Source organism: Clostridium psychrophilum (assembly GCF_018861705.1).
Classification (GTDB): domain Bacteria; phylum Bacillota; class Clostridia; order Clostridiales; family Clostridiaceae; genus Clostridium_AD; species Clostridium_AD psychrophilum.
In genome coordinates this window covers 1-20,158 of sequence record NZ_JAHLEC010000005.1, presented here as the reverse complement: position 1 = coordinate 20,158, position 20,158 = coordinate 1, and the positions used below count along the sequence as shown (strand labels likewise).

Below are 20,158 nucleotides of genomic sequence, written 5' to 3'. Positions count from 1 at the left end.
CATTCTTTGAAATATATGGGAGATTTAATCCCCCACATATGTTTGTAATTTTATAATATGAAATAAGTATTTATTTAAATTTTATTCTTTTATCCTTGCAATAACTTTTGCTAGAGCCTTTTTACGAGGTAAATTGCCTTGTCTTGCTATCATTATTCTTTGAGCCTGTGGTGAACCAGCGCCATGCATTGATTCTGTTCTATAACCAACTGCGGCTGTTCCAAGTGACATATTTTCTATTAATCTTAATATTCTCATTCTGTTTTCTGTTGTTACAGATGCAACTCCTTGTAAATATTTTTTACAATAAGGTCCAACTATTGGATCTTTAAAATCTTTATCTGATGGCATAGTTACCATTAGACCACCCGCAATATCTTCAGCAAGTCTTACTATTTCATATGGAAATCTTGTAACATTCTGCTTACACACATTTGCAAGTAATAAATCTATTATAAAGTTACCTGATTCAGTTTTATGACCTTCTGCAGAGCATGCAATTCCGCAGGCATATAGTGTTTCATTTAGATGAGTCATTTCTATTAATTTATCTTTGATATGGGATACTTTGGCCGTTCCATTATACTCTGCAGCTACAGCAGCAGCCCCAATAAGCACATCACCTACACCAACTTTACATCCACCATAACTTTGTCTATGATATCCTGCAAATCTTTCAACAATCATTCCTGCAAATTCAGTTTCTCCATTTAAAAATATTCGCTCATTTGGTACAAAAACATTATCAAATATCGTTAAAGCTTCTACTCCACCATAGTTGTAATTACCAACATCAATATCTGCCCCTTCTTCGCTCTTTCTTGTATCACAAGATTGACGTCCAAGAATCATAATTATACCTTTTGTGTCTGTTGGAATTGCAAATGACACGGCATAATCCTTATCCTCTGGTCTCATAGCCTGAGTTGGCATAACTAAAACTTCATGTGAATTGCATATGCCAGTTTGATGAGCCTTTGCACCACGAACAACAATGCCATCAGGTCTTCTTTCAACTACTCTAAGATACATATCTGGATCTTCTTGTTTTGAGGGTGATAAGCCTCTATCACCCTTAGGGTCTGTCATTGCTCCATCTACTACTAAGTCATTATCTTGAACATATTTTAAAAACTTTTTGAAATTTTCATGATACTTTGTTCCATGAGCTTTATCTAGCTCAAATGTAGTACTATATTCAGAGTTAAAAGCGTCCATTCCAACACATCTTTGGAAACATGAAGCTGTTTTTTGTCCACATAATCTTTGCATTTTAACTTTCTTAATTAAATCATCAGTGCTTTGATGAAGAGTAGAAAATCTATTAATCTTTTTTCCTGTAAGACTAGAAGTCGTAGTCATCAAATCCTCATATTCAGGCATTTGAGCTAAATCATAGGTCATTTTAACTGAGTTCATTGAAGGACGAATTATTGGGTTTTCTACAACATTATCTACTTTCTCCCCAAACATATAAACTTTCAAATCCAATTTTCTAAGACTTTCTACGTATTGTTCTCCTGTCATTAATCCCATTAAAAATCATTCCTTTCATAGATATATTTTATGTAGCTTTACAATTACATATATAGCAATACCTATGCCAAAATCATAATTATAGGGTATTTTTTTATAAATGCTATGATTTAACAATATTTTAATAATTTCATCTAGTATTTTAACAATTTATTATAGATATTCTTATGAATATATCTATAAAAAAAATAAAATGTGTCTCATAAATGAAACACATTTTAAAAATTAAAATTAGATTATTTTGTAACCGCTTGTAGGGTGTAAGTACTTAACATAATATTCATTCCTGTTTCATTTTTGATACATGTTTCATTTTTAAAACATATATTTTTCTAAATATCTTTTACGTTTTCTAAAAAAAGTAGAAGAATTAATTCCAAGCATTTTTGCAGCATCACGAACATTACCTGCATTATTAAACGCATTATTAATAAGTTTAGCTTCTAGCTTTTCTACTGCTTCTTTTAAATTGCATATATCCTCACCATTAATATTGACTCTCGTGAAATTAAAAGAACTTTTGATTGACAAATCGTTTTTAAATATTTTATCATTACTGCTCATTACTACAACTCTTTCTACAATATTTTTGAGTTCCCGAACATTACCTGGAAAGTTGTAATTATAGAGTGTATTCAACGCCTCAATAGTGAATGTTTTCTCAAAACTATATTTCTTATTTAATTTAGATAAAAAATATTGGACTAAAGGAACAATATCTCCTCGCCTTTCTCTTAGCGGTGGTACAATAAGCGGGACAACATTTAATCGATAATATAAATCTGCTCTAAACGTCTTGTCTTTGGTCATTTCTTCTAAATCTCTATTTGTAGCAGCCAATACTCTTATATCAATCTTAATTGGTGTCACGGCTCCAATTCTTGCCACTTCTCCTTCTTCAAGAACACTAAGTAACTTAACTTGTGTATCTAAAGGAAGTTCTCCAATTTCGTCTAAAAAAATTGTACCTCCATCTGCAACTTCGAAAAGTCCCATCTTACCTTGTTTATTAGCTCCTGTAAATGCCCCTTTAACATACCCAAAAAGCTCAGATTCTATAAGATTTTTAGGAATTGCTCCACAATTAATTCTTATAAAATTTTTATCCTTTCTCTTACTATTCTTGTGTATGTATTTCGCAATTTCTTCCTTTCCTACTCCTGTCTCACCTAATATTAAAACAGTAGTCTCCACATTAGCTACTCTCTTAGCAACCTCCAGTAAATTTATCATTATTTTATCCTTTGCTATAATATCTGATAGATTTAAATATTGGATTCTCATAACTTCTATCTCTGAATAATATTTTTCTGTAAGCTTCATATTTTTAGCTAACTGTTCTTCAAGTTCATATAATTCCGTTATATCACGTACATTTGTAACCACCATATTTAAATTACCCTTTTCATCAAATATAGGATTACTAGAAACTAACACCTTTTTACCGGTATTAAATTCTTGCTCAATTGTATTAGATTTTCTTGTTTTTAATACCATAAGAGTAGAAGACTTAGATATATATCCCTCTTTTTCTAATTCATACATATTTCTATTTATCATATTTTTTCTTTGTAAACCCGTTATGTTTTCGTAAGATTTATTAATCCTTAATGTGTTAGCTTTGCCATCGGTTATATATATACCATCAAATGATGCTTCAATGATTGCATCCAATTCTATGCAATTAAGCTTAACCTCATCACATTCATAAAAGCAGTCTATTCTTTTTTTTAGCTCACTTATTTTTTCCTTTGCATTTACAAAATGTTGTTTAAATATGTCCTTGGTACTATATATACCAACAAATTTACCTTCTGCATTTTCAACTGCCATATACCTTTCTGTCGCATTCATGTAATCCATTACTTTAGAATCTTGATTAATAATATTTATTTTGCCACATAAAATGTGTTTTACATATGTATCTGGACTGATTCCTTTAATAAAATTTTTAATTATATCATTTTTAGTTACTACACCAATTAATTTTTCGTCTTTATCCAATATAGGTATAATTTCGACTTCATTATTACTAAATAACTTTGAAGCCTCATAAAAAGTATTATTTTTTTTCAGTGTGAAATCACTTTTCGTCATAACTTCTCTTACTTTCAAAAAAACGCCTCTCAATCTATAATAGAATTAAACTATACATTATTTATAAATTACATAGTTTGATTTTATTATATCAGAAAAGATGAAATTATATCCTAGTTTAATAAAAAATATCCTTATTTTTATCTTAGCACCAAGACCTTGGCTTCTCCTTTTATAACAACTTTATCCTGTCCATTTATACAAAATGTTTCAAGTACTAACACTTTCTTTTTTAAATTTATTTCAGTTATAATCACCTTTGCTTTGATTGTATCACCAATTCTTACTGGTTTTAAAAACTCTAAATTTTGCTGTAAATATATATTACCTCCACCAGGTAATTTCATTCCGAGCAATGCTGAAATCATTCCGGCCACTAATTGTCCATGTACAATTCTGCCCTTAAAAAAGGATTTTTTAGCTTTTTCTTCATCCATATGTATATAATTATAATCTCCTGTAATTCTCGCATAACATTCCACATCATCCTCAGTAAATTTCTTAATATACTCCTCACTTTGACTTATATAGAAACTATTAATGTCTGACATTTTCTTTCCTCCAATGCACATTTAAAATTAAAACTTATATAATAACTTGGTCAAATCATCATCTTCGATGCTGTTAAATCATCATCTTCGATGCTGTCAAATCATCACCAAAGTTGCTATCAATCATCATTAAAGTTGTTGTTAAATCATACCTTTTATACTAATTGAGCACCATCTAACTAATTCACTCATTATTAAACAACCATCCCAAGGAGAATCATAAAAATTCATATATCCAATTTTTACTACTCTATCTACTCCAACTGTAGTTACCCTATCTGCAAATTCTAATATCCTCTTTCTATCTTTAGAAGCAACCCCGATAGTCTGTATGTTTTTAGTAATCAATGGACATACCTCTAATATATCATTAACCTCTTTTATAAATATAGTTCGTCCTGTAATAGCTTCCTCAAGCTTCAATTCTTTATCAATTAATATTGTATAGTGAAGTCCCTTACTTATATAAGCTAGCTTATCCAGGCTTAATAAATACTCACCTCTTTTGTTAAGTATTTTAGCAGCTATAGCCTCATCTAAATCTAAATTAGTATATCTTTTAATAATCTTCTCAAATTTTAGACTTAACATTTTAGCTATATTTTTTATGTTTAGTTTGCTTTTCTCTATAAATAACACTTGAGGTGAAGAACATCCCTTTTGATCAAATGCAATTATATCTGTAACCAGATTTTCTAAGTATTCCTCAAAATCATGGCTTTCGATAGCTGATTTATCAAAAACAGCAAACGAATACTTAGGACCAAAAATCAAATCTTTACAAGTCGTTTTCTTTGGTAATAGGCAAATAGCATCTACCGCTATTTTGCTACCCCAAACTATCCTTACATCAGCTTTTAATGACATCAAAGAATTAAGATTTTCATCAAAACTATCAAAATAAATAAGGGCAATATTCTTTAATAAAGTTTTAGATGAGTAGGTATTTCCCATGTACTCAACAAGAATGTTATCAAGCAGCTTTAATAAATTATATATTGCATTAACAGTTCCCTTTGACACACGTAAAATATTTCCGTTTTTGCACAGTATACTTTGTATCACTGAATAAATTCCTAGAGTAGGCACATTTCCAGCCATCCAATGACATACGATACCCTTTGGTTGTGCTTTAATGTATTTTTCATCCTCTATCTGCACAAATTTATTTAAGTATTCAATATTTTTTAAGTTAAGCTTTAACTGCTTTTCCATATTTATCTTTTTTAAATAGAAACATAAGAATGAAGCGCCCTCCATTCTTAATATTTCTCTGTTTTTTGATATCTTCTTGCTATATTCGTTAATGATAAGTATTATAGCTTCAACTGGGATGTTATGAATTTCTGCAAGATTGTTATTCAAACAGGTTTCTATTTTATTAAATTCTTCAAAATTTATACCCTTTTCATTAAATTCACCATTTAGTTCATAACAATTTATCATCTTCCTACCTCCCTTTCCGCAAAGGTATCTCCACAGCCCCTAGTTTCAGCTTTATCTATTCGAGCCTTAAATCTAAAATACTTACCGTGTCTGCCGCAAGGACAATCATCTACACCTATATACTCACCAATATCTTCAGTTAAGATAGCCTGTGATGGATAACTAGTGCCTAAAATACTCATAACCTCAATAAGACCACTTTCTCCAAATTTCACTTCTTCAAGAGTCTGTATATCTCTTATAATAATTTCTGCAAAATTGGAGACGTGTTTATGCCCATATTCACAATCAATAAAAACTACTCCTAACTGCTCTACCATTCCATAAAAATCTATCACATTAGAAGCTTTTGTGTTAAACAGCTCTGCAGCAGTCTCTGAAAACACTTTCTTTTCTACCTTTTCAGAAATTAGTTTTTTCCAACCACCACTATGAAGAAGCTTTAAATTAGGCATATTTAATTGTATTTCTTCATGCTTTAATACTTTTAAAAATTTAGACCATACTATATAAGTAAATCCATAAATTATAATTTTATCATCATTATACTTTCGCTCAAACGCGCGGAGTCTATCTATATTCACTTTAAGTTCACCTTCATCTTTATCCATTACATAAAAAATATTGCTTGCAAAAGTGCTTACTCCTCTTATAGCTGCACCACGTGCAGTCATACTAGATCCTTTTTTATTACTATCAACATCATCTATAATAAGCATTGGTCTTCTTTTGGATCCTAGAAAATTTGATAATGTACTTATTAACCCTTGTGTTTGTCTTATCGAAGTCTTTTTATCTAAATATATTTTACTAGGAATTCCTGTTGTAGTAGCACTAGATTGCAGTACTCTTACCACCTGATCAACCTTGCATATTCTAAGATCAAAACATTTAAACATATTGACAGGTATATACGGGACCTGTTCTAATGTTTTAATACCCTTAATATCTACACCTATTTTGTCATACATAGATTTTATATTTGGATTTTTCTTGTTACTATCTAACTGAGACAATATAGTTTTTAAAAGTAACTTTTCTTTATTGTTTTGATTCAAATTAAACTGTTTACCTAGCACTAATTCATCTATAATCTCTGCAATCTCCAACTCATTCACCCTCTTATTATTGCTTTATTTTTGTCATTAATATTTTACCTGAAGAATTTTTGGGAAGAGTGCTTAAAAATTCTATATATCTCGGGATTTTATATGAAGGCAACTGCTTTTTGCAAAAATCTAATATATATTTAAAATCTATTGAATGTTTATTATCTATAAGTACTACAAATGCCTTTACTGCTTCTCCTAAAATGTCATCTAAGACTCCAATAATAGCGCATTCTACAACCTCTGGAATTTGTAATATTACATTCTCTATTTCCTTAGGACTTATTCTAATTCCACCACTTTTAATAATATTTTTTTCTCTTGCTACTATATATATATACCCCTCATCATCTACCTTAGCTACATCGCCCGTATATAAACAACCTTTTCTTAGTACTTTATTAGTTGACTGCTTATCATTAAAATATCCCTTCATTATATTGTCGCCTTGAGCTACAACCTCACCTGTTTCTCCAACTTTCACTTTGTTTCCTTCGCTACTTAAAACTTGTAGCTCTGTTCCTTTAATGCCTCTTCCTATTGAATTCATCTTTTCATTAATTAAATTTGGTGGTAAATAAGATAACCTTGCTGTGGCCTCAGTCTGACCATACATTATAAATATATCTACGCCTTTTAAAATATCTATAAGCTGTTTTATGAAAATTTCTGGTAGCTTTCCTCCTGCTTGAGTTATATACCTTAATGTTGGTAACTTAGTGTCTTTCAGATTTGTCATCCTAAGAAGTATTTGATATGTACTTGGGACGCCTGAAAACCCTGTACAATTATACTTGTTTATGTCCTCAACAACTGTTTGTGGAAACATAAATTTATTGTTAATTACAAGACTTCCTCCTACTCTAAAATGGGTATGCAAAATAGAAGTACCATAACAATAATAAAAAGGAAGTACCGTTTCCACTCTATCCCCCTTTGTAAGCTTCAAGTATTCTAGTATAGAATTTGTATTGTAGATGAGATTATAATGGGTAAGCATTACTCCTTTAGGCTTTCCTGTAGACCCAGACGTAAACAGTATTACAGCCACATCTTCTTTTAAGTTTATAGCTCCCTTATTGTTGTTTTCCTCATAACAACTTGAATTTAGCTCACTTTTATCTGTATAAATTTCAACATCTTTATAATTAAGTGCCTTTATTTTTTCATTGGATTTATTTTGAGTAAAAATTAACTTAATATTTAAAGAATCAATAATATACTTAATCTCATTACTACTTAAAGCTGGATTAATAGGAACACATATAGCTCTACTTTTAATTATCCCAAAGTAGTTTTCAATAAAGAAATTAGAATTTTCAGAAACTAAAAGTACAGCATCCCTTTTAGATAAATTTTTACTTATTAAAAAAGAAGCTTTTTTTTTACATTTTCATATGTTTCCTTATAACTAATTTCTTCTTTAAAAATAACAGATGTTTTATCCAGTTTTGATGAATTCTCAAAAATATAGTCTGTGAATGTCATATCTCAACGCCATACTTTCCAACTATTTTTTTAATGCCGCCTATTGTATACATTCTAGAAATATCCACTACATCTAAAGATATATCAAAAACTTCTTCCAAATTTGTTACAAGTTCTACATGTCCTATAGAATCCCAACCTTCTATTTCATCTGGTCCCATTTCATCATTTATATCCTCAACTTTTTTTATATCGAGTGTGTCACATAACACCTTGTTTAATTTTTCTAAATTGCTCATAATAATTCCTCCCAATATTTATTTTGTTATATTTTATATGTAGCAAAACGTATGCCAACTTTCAATTTTAATTAATTAAATCTTTTTAATCATTCCACCACAACATCCATCACTCGTGTCATTTTCTATTGTGTAAATTATAAAAGAATTTGCGTTGTTTTTATTTAGGTATTTTAATGCATCATCACTAATTGTAATTTCCACATAATCGCCTCCTATACAATATATGAAGCAATTTTTATGCCAAAGAAAAGAATTATACTTCACTAAGTATAATTCTTTTCTCCTCTTCACTTAAATTAAAATATTCATACAAATAATTTTCGTCGCTGTTCTTAACATCTATCATATCAGGAATGCATAATTTCATTAAATTATTTGGATAATACTCATAAGCATCTTCCCCTAATTTTTTAGCAAATGTCTTAAAATAGAATTCATAAATTTTACTATTTAACAAATATAATAAAAATTCATAAGTAAAAGGAACATTTTCTTTTAATGTCAATGCATAAACATCTGCACTAAAATAACTTCCTTTATCAATAGCAAACCTGTTACTACTTGCCTTATATGGGAAAATTATTTTTTCACCCTCAAATATGTTTTGATTCCTTCCCCATTGAAGTTCATACCATTTTCTAATACCACTTTGACATTCTCTTCTACTTAATAGCTTATTTTTGTGTAAACCAATATGAGCTATAGCATTATTATATTCTTGTATATTTTTTATTGAATCTGAATATATTATATAACTGTCCCTTCTTAAAACTTCATTTTTTTCTATATAGCTACTTTTAATCCATGGTTTTATTATATTTTTCTCAATATTCTCTCTTAAAACAACATCATTACTCACAACGAACGCTTTGTCACACCCTGTTATTATTCCCTGATAACTATTGCAAATATTACTTAACGTTGTCATTTTTTTTTGTTCTATTTTATTTATTATATTTTTCTCTTTTTCGTCAATTAAAATCCAGCCATCATCATTTATTTGTTGTTTATTAAGAAAAAAGCTATTAAATTTATTACCATTTTTTAGGAACACGCTATTGTAAAACTCTTTTTTGTTTTTTCCTTTTGCTTTTATTGGTTTTATAATTTCAATTTCATTATCTTCATTTTTATAATTCGTTATAAACATAATTAAAGGGTCTATTCCAACATTTTTAAATGGCCTTATGCCATAAAAGTCAATAATTTTATCTATACTGCAATCTTTTTTTAAAACCTTCCTCAAAAATTTCCCACTAGGAGATTCCAGAAAATATCTTGAGGTAATAAAAGTAAGCCTTCCCATCTCATTTAAATCTTCTAATGCCTTTTTAAAAAAGCAATAAGATAAATCGCCTTTATCTCTATATACTTCTTTGTATCTTACTTTTAAATAAGATGCATACTCATTATCTATAGATTTTTTACCTACATAGGGTGGATTACCAATAACTATATCAAATTTTACCTCATTTTCATATAATAAAAAATCCGTATTAAAAATATTGCTTGACACATTACCCTGACTTAAATCATATAAATCGATAATAAGAATTTTTACAGCTATGTCGTCAATATCAAACCCATATAAATTATATGTTATTATGTGATTATCAATGTTTTTAGCATTTAAGTTCAATCCGTTATTTTCATTTATTTTTTCTAAATTATCTTTATATAAATCTTTAAGATACTTGAAACAACAAATTAGTATATTGCCTGTTCCACAAGAAGGATCCACAATTTTAATAAAAGGATTTTCAATCAACTGCTTAGCTTTTATTGTATTTTCTATCATATAAATAGTAATAGGTTCTGGAGTATATACTGTTCCTTTTTCTTTGTTATTTTTTATAAACTCATAATAAACTTCACCAAAGCTTTTTTTCTGTGATCCCTCTATATCTCTTTTATAATTTTTCAATGCGATTTTCTTAAAAACATCATCTATTGGGCCTAAAATAATATTGTATAATTCAAATATTTTCTGTTTTAACATTTCAAGCATTTATTATCTCCTACCTATGTGACTACAACTAAAATCTTATAAGTTATATTTATATAACCATATAATTCTTGTGTTAATACACATTGTTTTTATTTAAAAGTCTTTTAAAGTATATCATAAATGCTTATTATGGTGAACTATGTACTTCTTAATATGTTCTGTTTTTCTACTACAACTTACAAATTTTCATTAACAACAAATAAAATTTGATCTCGGTTTAATCTGCCTTGTTTTATTAATTTTTCGCATTTTACATTGATTTTTTCTTTGTAATTTTCATCCTTAATACTTAAGAGATTTATTTTAACATTTAATATTGCACTTTCAATAGATGCTTGTAGCATTAATGCCGACACACCTGCATCAGAAATTGCATTCTTATTGCCCAATTTTACTGCTACATTAATATAATCATATATTTTGTATGCTTCCTCTGCGACACGTAATGGAATCTGTAATGCTCCTAGATATCCTCCTTGGATTTTAATGCTTCGAACTTCCTTTTCTTCATTACTTTCCTTTGGAAGTTTAAAAGCTGACATAAGACTTAAAAAAAATTCAGTATCTTTGTTCATTAGTTTCAAAAATTCATCCTGATTTTGAAGACATAACTCTAAGTTTTTATTAACAATAGTTTTGTCTTCATCGCTATATTCATTATAAGCCTTCTTGCCAACAGTTAAATTGAATACCATAGAGGCTAATGCAGTAGCTAAAGATGCTCCAAGTGCTGCCACACTTCCACCTCCTGGTGCCGGCGAGTTGGAACCTAACTCAGTAATAAATGCTCTAACAGTTTTTTGATCTAACATATGTTGTGTACTCCTTTCAATATATAATGTATTTTTTATAATCAATATACATTGTTTATATTATAAAAATTTCTAGTTCGTACTCTACGTTCAACACTTATTATATTATTAAACTTAACTTACCCATTGTCAATGCTACAACAATAATTAATTTTGCACTACAATTTTTCCGCTTTTTATTACTACTTCCACCGCATTTGCTCCAAAGTGATATATTAAGTAATTTAAATTTCTACTATCAAAAATAACTATATCAGCTTTTTTCCCTATCTCAATGCTACCTATTTCTTTCTCTCTTCCTATTGCGCAAGCAGCGTTTATTGTCATTGCATTAATAATTTCTTCGGGGAACATTTTCATACCAAAACAAGCAAATGTCATCACCGTTTGTAATGACTCTGTTGGGGAAGTGCCTGGATTGCAGTCAGTAGCAAGAGCTACAGTAACTCCTTGTTCTATCATTTTTCTTGCATTTGCAAAATTGTTTAGCATTAGATAAAAAGATGTTGATGGTAATAAGACTGCAACCACATCATTTTGTGCTAAAGATGCTATTCCCTCATCTGTTATTGCAACCAAATGTTCTGCAGATATTGCTTTTAACTCCCCTGCAAGTTCAGCACCATTAATTGTTTCCACTTCGTCCGCATGGATTTTTATTTTTAGTCCCAACTTTTCTCCAGCCATTAAAATGCGTCTACACTCATCTACAGAAAAAACACCTTTCTCACAAAAACAATCAATAAACTCCGCAAGTTTATTTTCACATATATATGGAATCATATTATTAATTATTTCTTCAATATAACCTTCACGATCCATTTTATATTCCTTTGGCACTGCATGTGCTCCCATAAATGTTGATACAACATCTATGGGATGCGTTTCATTAAGGATCTTATTTACCTCAAGAATTTTAACCTCTGTTTGTAAGTTAAGCCCATATCCTGATTTACTTTCAACCGTAGTAGTTCCATGTTTAAGCATTATGTTCAATCTTTTTCCGCTTTCTTCTACTAGTTGCTTAATTTTGATTGTTCTAGTGTCATTAACTGTACTCAGTATTCCACCACCACTATTCAATATTTCAATATAGCCTGCCTTGTTAAGCTTTAGTGGCAATTCGTTTTCTCTTGACCCAGCATATACAACGTGCGTATGAGGATCAATTAACCCTGGTGTAACTGTTTTAAAATGTCCATCAATAATCGTACTGTCACAAGTTATATATTTTTTATAACCATCTCCTTCACCTAAGGCTTTTATTTTATCATTTTCAATTACTACATATGCATCGCCTTTGATTTTAGCATCCATCATTTCTTGACCTTTTTTCCTATAACTTCCTTTACAAGTAACTAGACACTCAATGTTTTTTATTACTATATCCAACTTACTTTCCTCCACTCTAAATTAGTTTTATTCCCAGATTCTCTTTTCTAAAATCTGTTTCGTTGAAAAGTCCTCTATTTGCAAATAATATTGTGCACTTTGTATTAATGCATCCATTGGTAATAATCCAATAACTTCACTTCCAATTACGGGAACCCCATAACGTTTTGCCTCCATTTTTACCATTTCAAAAGCTTTATATATTCCTGTCTTTTCGTAATCAACTAAGTTCATAGATACCTGGGATATATTTCTGTCTTCAAGTTTTACCCCCATGGCCTTTACAAATCTTAATCCTCCTCCAATACTCCTAACACTTCTAGCAATTTTATCAGCAATATCAAGATTGTCAGTACCCAAATTCACATTAAATGCCACTAATGGTACCCTTGCGCCAATTGCAATGCAACCACCTATAGCATTTACTTTAGCATTGCCATAATCCGGTACCCATTTGTCTTCTTTTATTTTTTCAAAGAAACCTTCATATTGTCCCTTCCTTATTGCAGCTAAGTTTTCCCTATGCGCTACAGTAGCTGCTTTTTCATATAAGTAAACAGGCACATCAAATTTACTTGCTATTAAACTCCCTACCCTATTTGCTAAATCAACACATTCGTCCATAGTTACACCACTAATTGGCACAAAAGGTACTACATCTAAAGCTCCCATTCTAGGGTGTGCACCTTTTTGACATCTCATATCGATATTTTCATAAACTCTTCTCGCCATTGATATAATAGCATCTTCTACTTTCTCTGGTGTGCCAAGAAAAGTAACGACAGTTCTATTATGGTCACCGTCCGATGCATAATCTAATAATCTTATTCCTTCAGTGCCTCTAATAGCATCAACTATTTTCTCAATTACTTCTTTATTGATTCCCTCGCTAAAATTAGGAATACATTCAACTATTCTTGCCATTTCTTATACCTCCATAATATTTTTTACACTATATAAAATAAATACTATATAAAATAAATACTATAAAATATGGTAATTATTCAAACTATTACTTTGACCTTTTTTTCTACACTTTCTAATATTGTTCCATTCTTAATTAAATTAGTGACTTTATCTAATTCAATATACATAATTTTATCCTTTTCAATAAACTCTACATTCTTGCGTACAACTTTATAAGCCTCTTTTGTACCTATACCTAGAGTATAACCATCCCTAAAATCTATAGCCTGACAAGCTGCCATAATCTCAGTTGCAAGTACTCTTTGAACATTTTCAATAATATCTCTACCTTTTCTAGCAGCAATTGTACCCATGCTTACATGGTCTTCCTGATTTGCTGAGGATGGAATAGAATCAACTGAAGCAGGATGTGCTAAAATTTTATTTTCAGACACCAATGCTGCGGCGGCATATTGAGTTATCATAAAACCTGAATTTAAGCCTCCTTCTTTTACTAAAAATGCTGGTAAATCATTTAGTTGATAATTAATAAGTCTCTCCAATCTTCTTTCTGAGATACTTGCGATTTCAGCCATTGCTATCCCTAAGAAGTCAAAACTTAATGCCATAGGCTGACCATGAAAATTACCTCCAGAAATAACGTCCCCTTCTTCTGTAACTATCGGATTATCAGTCACAGAATTAATTTCAATTTCAACTTTGCTTTTAACATATGCCACTGCATCTTTGCTTGCACCATGAACTTGAGGTATACATCTTAATGAGTAGGCATCTTGAACTCTTATTTCTCCTTGAGATGTTATAAAAGAACTACCCTGCGTAAGATTTAATATATTCTTAGCAGTTTGAATTTGACCTTTATGTGGCCTTATAGAATGTGTTCTAGGATCAAAGGCATCTCGTACGCCTCGTAATGCTTCTAGACTTAATGCTGCTGCAATGTCACTTATCTTTAATAGATTTATACTATCATATACAGCTAATGCACCAACTGCAGTCATAACCTGAGTCCCATTTATAAGTGCCAACCCTTCTTTTGCTGTAAGCTCTACAATTTTTATTTCTGCCTTATTCATAGCATCTATACCTTTTAAAATTTCACCATTATATTCGGCTTCACCTTCACCAATCATTACAAGAACCATGTGCGACAATGGTGCTAAATCGCCTGATGCTCCAAGAGAACCCTTTTCAGGAATTATTGGATTAACGTCTTTATTAATCATTTCAATTAAAGTTTTTAATGTACTAAGCCTTATCCCGGAATAACCTTTTGAGAGAGCATTCGCCCTTAATAGCATTATAGTTTTTATAATTTCATTTGAAAAACTCTTTCCAGTTCCACAAGCATGAGAAATTATAAGATTTCGTTGCAATTTCTTACAGTCATCCCCTGATATTGTTACATCACTAAATTTACCAAAACCAGTTGTAATACCATATATCACCTTATTGTTATCGACTATATCATCAACAATAGCTCTAGATTTTATAACTCTTTCCTGAGCATCTTTAGTTAGTTCAACCTTATATCCTTTTCTTGCAACCATCACTATTTCCTCTAAAGTTAGATTATTTCCATTTATTTTTATCACGCTCATTAGTTTTCCCCTTTTCTTGATAAATGTTTAATATTATTAATATTCTTTATTCTACCCTAATAATCCTTTTTAAAAATTGATATTGAATATTATGAATATTTTTACTTCGTTAATACATTACCATGATAAACTATTATTAATTTGTTTTAAATTCTATAAAATCAACTAATATGCTCACTTACTTGTTTACAGACATAGGCACAATTAAGAGCTACACACATATTGAAGGATTCAGCGCTAATACCTATAAATGGATTAATGCAGGTAATGCCAAACCACGGGAGTACAAATTACTATCCTAATTCACTTGGATGTGTTCTTCCAAAACAGGCACCAGAAACAGGTATTTCTGAAAAGCCTTTTGTTAAAGGTAATGTAATAAGGAAAGCATCAACATACAAAAACAATGACTATGCCCAAGCAGGAGAAAGATACTGTTCAATGAATAGCCTTGAACAAGATAATTTAGTTTCGAATATAGTTGAATCACTAAGTACTGCTATAAAACCTATTCAAGAGAAAATGTTAGTACATTTTTTGAAAGCAAATAAAGATTTTGGAAACAGGATTGCAAGAGGTTTAAAAATCTAGTTATTATTTATAATATCCAATCTAAATTACAATTTTTATCTTAATATTATTGCTCCTATAACTAATATTCCCCCTAAAACCTGAATATTAATTAAAATTGAGGGTTTAGAGGGGTATATTATTGGGACTTTTTAAATAAATTAGCGATTGATAATAATACTTGATTTACTTCTAAAAGGAAAATTTACATACAAAATTTATGAATGACTAAAAGTTTAATTATTCTTTAGTTAGTATAATAACTGACATTACAATCATAATACTTCCAACTATAATCCTAGATGAAATAGGCTCACCTAAAACCAACGTTCCCATCATCAAACCAACTATAGGTTCAATTGTGCTAAATATTGAAGCTTTAGAGGGACCTATTATTCTAACGCCTTCTAAAAATGTCATTAATGCCACAACTGTAGATATAAATGCTATTAACAATATTGCCACAAGTGCATAAAAAGAAATATTAATATTAAAATTTCTTGTAGTGCTAGCAGCTAAAAACATTACAACTGCAGATGCACAAGATATATAAAAAGTTAACACATAGCTGTTGATATTTCTAAATTCTTTATGAGATGCTCCTATAACATATAATGAATAAAGTATTGCAGCTATACCTGCAAGTATTACTCCTTTTAAATTAAAAGTAGCACTTCTAATGTCTATTAATATATAAATACCAATTAAGGAAATAACCAAAGAGATTATTTTTCTTGAATATATTTTTTCTTTATAAATTACATAAGACAATAAAGTAACAATAGATGGATATGTATAAAAAATCATACTTGCCATTCCTATGCTTATATAATTGTATGACATAAATAAGCTAGAAGTTGTAAATGTAAATCCAAATACTCCAATAATTAATACTAAAATCAATTGTTTTTTAGCTAGTTTCAAAGATATGCCTTTCGATTTCAAATAATACAAAAGCATAATAGCTGCAAAAAAAAACCTAAGGAATAATGTGGTATAAGTATTTGCCCCCCCCCGATATGACAATTTTGCAAGTATCGGCATTATACCAAAAGCACAAGCAGACAGAATAATATATAAAATTCCTTTTGTTTTTTCCATAGTATTCCTCCTTGTTTCAATATAAAACACCTTAAAATAAATAACATTTTATTGACTACTAAAATTGTACCATCTTTATGTTAAATTTTCATCATTTAAATATAACTTTTTACTTAAATAAAGACTCCATGTCTGCATATGCAGTCACAGAGTCTTTATTTAGAAACAAACTTAATAATGTCTACTTTGTATTTTCAGTAAAAGCATTATTCCAAGTATTTGAAAATACAAAATCTTTTACATTTTTTTTATCATAATGATTTTTACTTTCTGCAATTTCTCCAAGTGGAGTTATAGCAACTACCTTATAATTTTGTGGAATTGACAGTGTTTTCTTAATCATATCTTCATTAACTGCCGCAATCCAACAAGTTCCATAGCCCTCATTAGTAGCCGATAAAATAAAATGTTCCATAGCTATTGCACTATCAACTAAATAATATTCTTTGGTTTCTACTTCTCCGGACGCATTAGGATCTGCTACTATAACGGCAGTCATTGGCGCATCAAGTATAGATTGTGCTGCAGAATTATCCTTATTGTTTATAGATTTAGAAATTTGTTCTATTTCTTTTTTTTCATCCACTAAAATAAATTTATACGAAGTATTATTTTTCCATGAGGGTGACATCATCGCTGCATCAATCATTCTAGCTAATTTATCTGCATTTACTGGGGTATTTTTAAATTTCTTAATACTCTTTCTACCTTTAACTACATCATAAAATTCCATATAACACACTCCTTTAAACTTAGTATGTGTAATTATTGTCTAAATAATGTAGTTATCTTTAGATAAATTTTAAAAACTGTTTTCATAAATATATTTACACATTCTTCAATCATTAATTAAAATATCAATTATTTCCATTTAATTCAAATTTATTTATTACATCTTTAAAAATTTTAAAATAATTTGACCAAAATATTTCTATAGTAAAATTATTAATAACAATATTATATAAATTTTCACCTTTTACATCTATATTACTTTTATCTAAATAAGCATATTTCATCGCCTTGTAAATATTTTCATTATTATATTGAGATATTTTATAACCACTATCTTCACTTAGTATACTTTCTAAATCCCCTACCTGTGTATAAATCAAAGATTTTTTCACCGTTCCCGATTCTAAAACTGTTAAAGGTGGCGCTCCTCCCTCACTTAAAGATGCTAACACACTAACATTCCCAGCATTAATGTAATCTATTGGATTTGGAACATCTCCTACCATAATAATTCTATCAGCTATCTTTAACTCTAATATTAATTTTTCTAATTCACTTTTCATGTCTCCATCACCAACAATTAACAATTTTACATCACGAAATTCAGAAACTAGTTTTTTAAAAGCCAGTATTACCTCCTTATGATTTTTTATAGGGTGAAGCCTTGCAACCATTACATATATAAATTCTTTTTCCTTTAAATTCAAATTATTTCGTATATGCTCCGAAGATATTCCAATACTAACTTCTTTTAAATCTATACCGTTGTTTATAACAGCCTTATTACCCATGATTTTTTTCTCTACTAATAGATTTTTCAAATTATTTGATACACAAATATAACTTTTAAAGCTCTTTAGACCCAAAATACTCAGAGGAGTGAAAATAAAATATTTAAATTTACTATTAAGAAAATCATATCTATAATCACTGTGAACGACAGCCACCGTAGGTAAATTTAATTTATTTTTTAAAATCAAGTGTATTAAAAATGGTTTTGCACCATGAAAACTGACGATATCTATTGAATTGTGGTTTACAAAATGCACTAACTCTATGTTATTAAGCTTCTTACTAAAGAGTTTATAACTAATATCCATAACTTTTGCTTTTTGGTAAAGTGGACCTTCTCCTATGCACCCTAGTATATTTTCAAAATTTTTATTACCTTTGTTGCATATATTTAGTACGTGTTTCCCACCTCCACCATTGTCATTGCCAGATATTATATGTAAAACTTTAATAGAACTCTCCTCCTTTATTTATCTTTAAACCTAGTAACTATTTGCTTTTATGCTTGTCTTTTATTACTAACAAAATGAATTTAAATATATTTGATAATCTAGTAATTCTAAATGGTTGTTTTACCACTCTAAATAGCCATTCAATTCCTAACTTTATCATCCATCTAGGTGCACGTTTGACATTACCAGCTATAATATCAAAACTTCCACCAACGCCCATAAATACCTTACAAGGAAGTCTGTCCATATATTTTGATATAAAAATTTCTTGCCTTGGACAACCCATCGCTACAAATAGTATTTCTGGTTTAACTTTTTCTATATCTTTTAATATTTTTTCGCAATCATCGATTTCAAAATATCCATCATGACTTCCTAAAATATTTAATTTTCGGTACTTCGTTCTTAAATTAATGTTGCACATATCAACTGTTTTTTTTGTAGAACCTAATAAATATATTCCTTTGTTTTCTTTTTCACATTTTTTTACTATATTATCCATGACTTCTACACCAGCAATTTTTTCCTTCACTGGTTGTTTTACAATTTTGGAACATATTACAGTACCAACTCCATCTGGTATAATAACAGACATTTTGCTAGTAAAATTATCTAGCAATACACTGTTTTGTAATCCGTTAAAAAGTACTTCTGGATTTCCAGAAACAATATGTACTTTATCTAAATTACTTATATTTTCAAGTAATTCTTTCATGCTGTCATTAAAAATCTCATATTCTAAAATTCTTGTTGTCATAAAACCTCCCCAAAAATTTACATTCTATAGATGCAATAATTAAGACAAACGCTTAACTTTTCTTGTAATTATTATTTAACAATGCCTCTGTTGTAGCTAATAAAACACAAAAGTAACCTTATCTGGTTTTAAATCTGTTGCCACTTCATTAATCCTTCTACATCATTTTTAAAATTACTAAATATATTTTTTAAACTTCTATTCTGTGAAATTACAACATATGTTATTATATCCTAAATCATTGTGTTTGTATAATTTAAATGGATTTATTAACTATTCATTAATATTAAAATATGATCAATTGCAATAACAAGTTGAACCAATTTGTATTTATGACTTAAATCGTTGAATTTACTTATGCTGCATAAATTATATCTAATTGTGCTTCGAATAGATCTTCAGGAGTTTTATATTGGAGTATACGCCTAGGAAGCGTATTCATCCATTCCTCGATGAATGAAATATCAGAGACACTATAATCTGACATACGGTTTCCTTTAGGAATGAAGCGACGAATTAGTCCATTGTGACGTTCGTTAGTTCCT

Annotated in this window: 18 protein-coding genes and 1 pseudogene; 1 reads left to right on the top strand and 18 read right to left on the bottom strand. The window is 29.5% G+C overall.

Annotated elements, in window-relative coordinates:
* Positions 1–81: 81 nt before the first annotated feature.
* From KPL38_RS02455 to hutH, 13 genes are all read right to left on the bottom strand, one after another.
* Entirely contained in the window at positions 82–1,536 is a 1,455-nt protein-coding gene (locus tag KPL38_RS02455; RefSeq protein ID WP_216286474.1) for a 4-hydroxyphenylacetate 3-hydroxylase family protein, read from the bottom strand.
* A 315-nt stretch (positions 1,537–1,851) separates the two neighbouring features.
* Positions 1,852–3,651, bottom strand: a complete 1,800-nt coding sequence (locus KPL38_RS02450) for a sigma 54-interacting transcriptional regulator (RefSeq protein WP_246577779.1) — start codon at positions 3,649–3,651, stop codon at positions 1,852–1,854.
* Positions 3,652–3,773: 122 nt separating this feature from the next.
* A complete protein-coding gene (locus KPL38_RS02445; RefSeq protein WP_216286472.1) occupies positions 3,774–4,184 on the bottom strand; it encodes a MaoC family dehydratase in 411 nt (136 codons plus the stop codon).
* A gap of 141 nt (positions 4,185–4,325) precedes the next feature.
* Entirely contained in the window at positions 4,326–5,630 is a 1,305-nt protein-coding gene (locus KPL38_RS02440; RefSeq protein ID WP_216286470.1) for an acyl-CoA reductase, read from the bottom strand.
* A complete protein-coding gene (locus KPL38_RS02435; protein ID WP_312884137.1) occupies positions 5,627–6,748 on the bottom strand; it encodes a LuxE/PaaK family acyltransferase in 1,122 nt (373 codons plus the stop codon). The genes KPL38_RS02440 and KPL38_RS02435 overlap by 4 nt, the downstream gene beginning before the upstream one ends.
* Before the next feature lie 7 nt (positions 6,749–6,755).
* Entirely contained in the window at positions 6,756–8,105 is a 1,350-nt protein-coding gene (locus KPL38_RS02430; protein ID WP_312884138.1) for an AMP-binding protein, read from the bottom strand.
* A 118-nt stretch (positions 8,106–8,223) separates the two neighbouring features.
* Positions 8,224–8,466: an acyl carrier protein gene (locus KPL38_RS02425; RefSeq protein WP_216286460.1), complete on the bottom strand. Its 243-nt coding sequence runs from the start codon at positions 8,464–8,466 to the stop codon at positions 8,224–8,226.
* Positions 8,467–8,541: 75 nt separating this feature from the next.
* Positions 8,542–8,670, bottom strand: a complete 129-nt coding sequence (locus KPL38_RS19935) for a hypothetical protein (protein ID WP_281419315.1) — start codon at positions 8,668–8,670, stop codon at positions 8,542–8,544.
* Positions 8,671–8,722: 52 nt separating this feature from the next.
* Positions 8,723–10,477, bottom strand: a complete 1,755-nt coding sequence (locus KPL38_RS02420) for an Eco57I restriction-modification methylase domain-containing protein (protein ID WP_216286451.1) — start codon at positions 10,475–10,477, stop codon at positions 8,723–8,725.
* Between the two features lie 176 nt (positions 10,478–10,653).
* Entirely contained in the window at positions 10,654–11,289 is a 636-nt protein-coding gene (locus KPL38_RS02415) for a cyclodeaminase/cyclohydrolase family protein (RefSeq protein ID WP_216286449.1), read from the bottom strand.
* Between the two features lie 147 nt (positions 11,290–11,436).
* The gene (hutI, locus tag KPL38_RS02410) at positions 11,437–12,681 is read right to left on the bottom strand and encodes an imidazolonepropionase (RefSeq protein WP_246577778.1); all 1,245 of its coding nucleotides are present in this window, start codon (positions 12,679–12,681) and stop codon (positions 11,437–11,439) included.
* 27 nt (positions 12,682–12,708) lie between these two features.
* Positions 12,709–13,605 (bottom strand): glutamate formimidoyltransferase, encoded by an 897-nt coding sequence (gene ftcD, locus KPL38_RS02405; RefSeq protein ID WP_216286447.1) that lies wholly within the window; start codon positions 13,603–13,605, stop codon positions 12,709–12,711.
* Between the two features lie 80 nt (positions 13,606–13,685).
* On the bottom strand, positions 13,686–15,209 hold the full coding sequence (hutH, locus tag KPL38_RS02400; RefSeq protein WP_216286438.1) for a histidine ammonia-lyase: 1,524 nt from the start codon (positions 15,207–15,209) through the stop codon (positions 13,686–13,688).
* A gap of 222 nt (positions 15,210–15,431) precedes the next feature.
* On the opposite strand from hutH, the gene KPL38_RS02390 reads away from it, so the two are divergent.
* A complete protein-coding gene (locus KPL38_RS02390) occupies positions 15,432–15,800 on the top strand; it encodes a catalase-related domain-containing protein (RefSeq protein ID WP_246577777.1) in 369 nt (122 codons plus the stop codon).
* A gap of 219 nt (positions 15,801–16,019) precedes the next feature.
* Here KPL38_RS02390 and KPL38_RS02385 read toward each other — a convergent pair whose 3' ends face one another.
* From KPL38_RS02385 to KPL38_RS02365, 5 genes and pseudogenes are all read right to left on the bottom strand, one after another.
* The gene (locus KPL38_RS02385) at positions 16,020–16,880 is read right to left on the bottom strand and encodes a DMT family transporter (RefSeq protein WP_216286426.1); all 861 of its coding nucleotides are present in this window, start codon (positions 16,878–16,880) and stop codon (positions 16,020–16,022) included.
* A 181-nt stretch (positions 16,881–17,061) separates the two neighbouring features.
* On the bottom strand, positions 17,062–17,613 hold the full coding sequence (locus tag KPL38_RS02380) for a nitroreductase family protein (RefSeq protein WP_216286424.1): 552 nt from the start codon (positions 17,611–17,613) through the stop codon (positions 17,062–17,064).
* A gap of 124 nt (positions 17,614–17,737) precedes the next feature.
* On the bottom strand, positions 17,738–18,712 hold the full coding sequence (locus KPL38_RS02375; protein WP_216286422.1) for a glycosyltransferase family 4 protein: 975 nt from the start codon (positions 18,710–18,712) through the stop codon (positions 17,738–17,740).
* Between the two features lie 181 nt (positions 18,713–18,893).
* Entirely contained in the window at positions 18,894–19,613 is a 720-nt protein-coding gene (locus KPL38_RS02370; protein ID WP_216286420.1) for a WecB/TagA/CpsF family glycosyltransferase, read from the bottom strand.
* A gap of 355 nt (positions 19,614–19,968) precedes the next feature.
* Positions 19,969–20,158: pseudogene (locus KPL38_RS02365) on the bottom strand (IS30 family transposase); the annotation flags it as partial.